This is a genomic window from Phocaeicola sp. (assembly GCF_048170425.1).
GTDB lineage: Bacteria > Bacteroidota > Bacteroidia > Bacteroidales > Bacteroidaceae > Phocaeicola.
Window position 1 is genome coordinate 1 of the sequence record NZ_DBEXBB010000322.1, and the last position, 5536, is coordinate 5536.

The 5536-nt window shown below is 48.8% G+C and carries 2 protein-coding genes; one reads left to right on the forward strand and one right to left on the reverse strand.

Annotation, left to right across the window (positions count from 1 at the left end; translation table 11 throughout):
- Positions 1–36: 36 nt before the first annotated feature.
- Positions 37–4053: an ATP-binding protein gene (locus tag ACMJ0U_RS12360; protein ID WP_417130177.1), complete on the reverse strand. Its 4017-nt coding sequence runs from the start codon at positions 4051–4053 to the stop codon at positions 37–39.
- A gap of 348 nt (positions 4054–4401) precedes the next feature.
- Between ACMJ0U_RS12360 and ACMJ0U_RS12365 the strand changes: the two genes are divergently transcribed.
- On the forward strand, positions 4402–5536 hold a 1135-nt coding region (locus ACMJ0U_RS12365), incomplete at its 3' end, for a SusC/RagA family TonB-linked outer membrane protein (protein ID WP_417130178.1).

The following is a 5536-nucleotide window of genomic DNA, read 5'->3' on the forward strand; positions in this document are numbered from 1 at the left end:
GATGTTTCTACCCCAATGCTCGATTTGTCTCCCTTTTTACTTGTTCTTCCGATTCTCCTCCGCATACTTGGAAGGAGACACGCCGAACATGTCCGCGAAATGCTTGCGGAACGTGGGCAGGTCATTGAAGCCCACACGCTCGGCTACCTCCGTGACCGGGAGACTGGTTTCCATCAGCAGGAAAGCGGCCTGTGTCATGCGGATGTGGCGAATCAGTTCCACAGCCGACAGGTCGGTGTGCTGTTTCAGCTTGCGGTAGAGCGTAGCCTGGCTCATGTGGAGTTCTCCGGCCAGCACCTTGACATTGAACTCCGGATTGCTGGCATGACCCTCGATGCACGACAGCACCTGTTGCATGAACTCGCTTTCGGTGCCTTCGGGTTTCTCTGCCGACACCGAAGAAGCATGCAGCAACGTACGGGTGTAAATCTGCTTCAAGCGACGGCGCATATCGAGCAGATGAGCCACCTTGGCCAGCAGCACCTCCGGATTGAACGGCTTACGCACATAGTCGTCGGCTCCACGGCAGGAAGCTTCCACACTGTCCTTATCTTCTGCCTTGGCCGTGAGCAGCAGAATGGGAATGTGAGCCGTTTCCTTCCGCTTGCGCAGCTCGGCACAGCAGGTAAATCCGTCCATCACCGGCATCATCACATCCGACAGTACCAGGTCGGGCACCTGTTCCACGGCCACCTTCACTCCCTCTTCTCCGTTCTCCGCTTCCAGTACCCGATAGTGCTTCTTCATCAGGTCGCGCAGGTAACGGCGCATGTCGGTATTGTCTTCTATAATAAGCACCGTCTGGCGGGCGGCTGTACGTTCTTCCTCCGTTTTCTGTGAGGTTTCTTCCGCTTCCGGCAACAGCATCAGGTCTGAGATACTTTCTCTTCCCTTTTCTTTATCATCCGCGTCCAGAGCTTCATCCCACGTGCAGTCGTCTTCTTCGAAATGCGATTTTCCTTCGGGCAGGTATACAGCGAACGATGTTCCTTTTCCCGGTTCACTCTCCACGTTCACCCGTCCGTGATGCATCTCCACGATGTGCTTCACGATTTTCAGTCCTACCCCCATGCGGGTGGAGACAGCCGGATCTGCATCGCCGGTCACAAAAGGCTCAAAAATATGCTGCAGCAAATCCGCATCTATTCCTTTTCCGGTATCTGTCACCAAAATGCAGCAGAAAGATTTCTGGTCAAATTCCTTCCGTTCTACCGAGAGACTGATTTTTCCTCCTTCGGGTGTATATTTAAAAGCATTCGAAATCAGGTTCTGAATGACTGATGAAAGCTTCTCCCGGTCGGCCCATATCGTGACATGTTCCGACCCCTGCACACATTCATACGTTATCCGACGTTCGGCAGCCAGCAGCTGAAAACCCTCGGCCACATCCCTCATCAAAGAAAGTACGTCTACCGCAGACAGGCGCAGCTTCACCATGCCGGCTTCTGCTTTCTGGATATACAGCAAACGGTCGGTCAGGGTATGCAATCCTTCGGCATACTTGAACATGACAGACAGACGACCATAAAACGGATGTGCGGGTGTGATTTTGGAGAGCAGTTCACGCAGCGGAGACAAGATAAGGGTAAGCGGAGTGCGCAATTCATGGGCTGCCATCGTGAAGAAAGCCTCACGCTCCTTGCGAAGTTCCACTTCCTTGTTCCGTTCCATATTGACCGTAAACAGTTCGTGCTCCAGGCGCAGCTCATACTGTATCCGCTTTTGCTTCAACCGCACACGATGCAGGTAAATCAACACGATACTGATCAGGCCAGCCGCCACAAGCAGACGGAACCAGAGGGTTTCGCTCCAATGAGGAGCAATCACCACCTTCAGGGTACTGACATCGCCTTCACTCTGGTCCTGGAAAATGGTCTTCACCTGAAAAGTATAGGTACCGGCCGGCAGACGGTCGTAGGAAATTTTTTCTCCTTCATCGGCCATAATCCATTCTTCCTGGTAAGGATACAGGCGGAAAAGGTATTTTTGCAGCTTGGAAAGATACAGCAGATTGGTAAATGAAAGCGAGAAACTGCGATTTGCATGCTTTAAATACAGTTTAGACGTATAAAGCAGCGACTGGGGTAACACCACCTGCCCGTTGACGTTCTGCCCGATTTGCACGGAGGTGTGGTTCACTTCCAGGTCGGTAAAAATCACCCGTCCCTTTTCCTTCGGATAATTAAAGCGAAGGTCGGAAGGACGGAAATAGGTCAGCATGCTGTGGTTTCCCCAGAAAAGGAAGTCCTTGCCGAAAAAGACAGAACGGTTACTTCCCGAAATATAGTAATTATAGAATGACTGTAAATGACGGCTCAGGCGGGAAATGCCGGAGTTGGAACCTACCCAGAGAGAGTGGTCGTTGTCTTCGGCCAGCGTAGTCACAAAATTGCTGCACAAACCCTGGGCAGTAGTATAACGGGTCAGGATGCTGTCTTCTTTCGGTGAACAGGCCACCAGACCGCTTCCGGCGTATCCTGCCCACAGTTTCTTATCTGCCCCATACAACAGGGCGCGGACTTCGATTTCCGTATCCGGCATACCGGCCTTGGCTTCATATCCAGCATGTGTCCGCAGCACCTTGGTACCGTTCATCCACAGCCGTAGCAAGCCTCTTCCGGTTCCCAGCCATAAGGTCTGATTATCTCCGGCAGCCAACGCACGTATATGTATACGATCCGGAATTTGCGGATTACTCCAACTGACGTGTGTTGAAGTTCCCCGCTGAAAGTCCACCCAGTATAACCCCTCGCTGGTACCCGCCCAGCACTGCTCTTCCGATACGACAAATAAGCTCCACACCATTGGGAAAGTCTGTCCGGACACACCGATGCGCAGGTTATCCCACTTCCGGTCTTTCCCGTAACGAAGTACCCTCCCATCCTGCGTACCAAACCAAAGCCTTCCACTTTTATCAGCCGAACTGCATAGCATCCCCTTTATGCCGGATATTCCGGTATCAAGCTCTTCAAACGACAACGGATATTCCACATCGAAAGGCTGGGTACTGCGCAACACTCCTTTGTGGAAAGTAGCCAGCCAGACATAACCTTCACCATCTATCTGTATACCACCAATCTCATTGGAACGTGTTTGGGCATACTGATGATAAAACAATTGACGTAGGTCGGAGAACAGCACACCTCCCCCCTCCGTTCCAATCCACAAAAGCCCCTCTTCATCATAATACCCTGAAATCATACGGGTTTCAAAATACTGCTTCCCATTATAAAGGAAATCATGAAAATCACGCAGCTTGATTTCCCGTGTCGGAGTCAGGCTCAGTAATGTATATCCGTTCCATGTCACTGCCATGTAGCGGGAATTCCCTATCGGAAGCAGGCGAAAGACATCATTGTGCGATAATTGTTCCCCAGGTTTTCCCGGAATATATTGCCAGTGATGTAACTTTCCGTTTTGCAAATCATACCCATACAGACCGTCACCTATGGTGGAAATCCAGATAAATCCATTGCTGTCCAGCAGGGAAGAAACCCGCTTGCCGACCGCCACCTGCACGTCACAGACTTTTTCCAGTTGTTTCTGTCCGGGAGTAAAACGACAAACCGCCCCATTACTACTTGCACAATACAGCGTTTTCTCGTCTTCGCCCATGCAAAGCGTTACAAATGAATTTCCCGACAAGTCCTCCATGACGTGGTGCACAGAGACAAATGCTGTATCCCGTAAAAAGGAAGATGGAAAAGTCACCTCTATCAATCCGTCGGAAGATACGCCCCAGCAAGTAGCATCGGAATCTGCTAAAAAATCGGAAAACATCACAGGCCGTTTACTTACCGAGTCGCATACGGGAAGAAAACGTTCGTATTTTTTGTCGAACAAAAACAAGTTCTTCTCCGATCGGAGAAGCAGATAATTCGTATCCAACGACACGACCTTATCAATTCTCCGGTAAAAGAATCCCGGTATCCGGAACACTTTGAAGGTACGTCCGTCGTAACGGTTCAGTCCGCTTCCGGTACCGAACCACATAAACCCTTCGGTATCTTTTACCACGGAATGAACGTCGTTGTCAGACAGCCCGTCGTTCATATTCAGTACTTGAAAATCTTTTTCCGACAAGGGCTGCGCTTCCAACAAAAGAACCGATAAAAACCAGAATAAAATCAGGGAAAATATAGAATGTACCTTTTTCATTTCTCAGATTAAGCTATATAAATGGCTGCACAAAGAAACAAAAAAACTTGTCTAAAAAGTCAGAAAACCGGTAAAAAAAACAGTTTTTACCCCCTGAAAAATGCAGGTAAGAAGAATACCAACTGTTAATGCAACGTTTACCCACTGCCCATACACCGTTTATTGAAGAGATTTGCGACAAGAAAACCTGCCAACTTGTTTAACCATCTAAATATAAACTTTAATCTTAAAACCATGAGTCACATGAAGACACAATTCATCTCTCTGCTCATAGCCTTGCTGGCAGGACTTTTGCCATTGCATGCGCAACAGATGAGTATCTCCGGAATTGTTACAGACAAGAAACTGAATGAACCCATCATCGGAGCTTCAGTAGTAGTTAAAGGTACAAGCAACGGTTGTATCACCGACCTGGACGGAAACTTCCAGCTGAACAACGTTGCCTCAGGAAGTACATTAGTAGTATCCTACATCGGTTATCAAACTCAGGAAATCCCCCTACAAAAAGGAAAGACTTCTTATCAGGTCACTTTGTCGGAAGATACTCAGACACTCGATGAAGTGGTGGTGGTAGGTTTCGGTACACAGAAGAAAGTGAATCTGACCGGTGCCGTGGCCACTGTCGACACGAAGGCTTTGGAGTCAAGACCCGTGTCGCAAGTGGGACAGGCATTGCAGGGAACTGTGCCGGGACTGAACTTATCAACTGCCGACTTGGGTGGACAGCTCGGACAATCCATGAAGGTAAACATACGCGGAACAGGAACAATCGGTACCGGTTCAAAGGGTGAGCCTCTTATCTTGATTGACGGCATGGAAGGTGATATGAACACCTTGAACCCGGAAGATATTGAAAGCATCTCCGTACTGAAAGACGCTGCATCGTCTTCTATCTACGGCTCACGCGCCGCATTCGGTGTGATATTAATTACCACCAAGAAAGGTAAGGCTGGGGAAATGACCATCAACTACAACAACAGCTTCCGTTATTCCGGTCCGACCAACCTGCCGAACCAGCTCGATTCTTACCGCTTTGCCAACTTTTTCAACGAAGCATCTGTAAATCAGGGTGATAAAATTATCTTCGATGAAGAAACCATTGGCCGTATTCAGGACTACATGGCAGGTAAAATCACTACTACCACCATTCCTAATGGCAGCAACTGGCATTTCCATGAAAAAGCCAATGACAATGTTAACTGGTATAAGACACACTTCACCTGGGCCTGGAGCCAAGAACACAACCTCAGCATGAGCGGAGGAACTGAAAAACTGCAATATTATGTGTCAGGAAGTTACCTGAACCAGAATGGTAACCTGCGCTATGGTAATGATAACATGAAACGTTATAACCTGAGCGCAAAAATCAACACAAAAA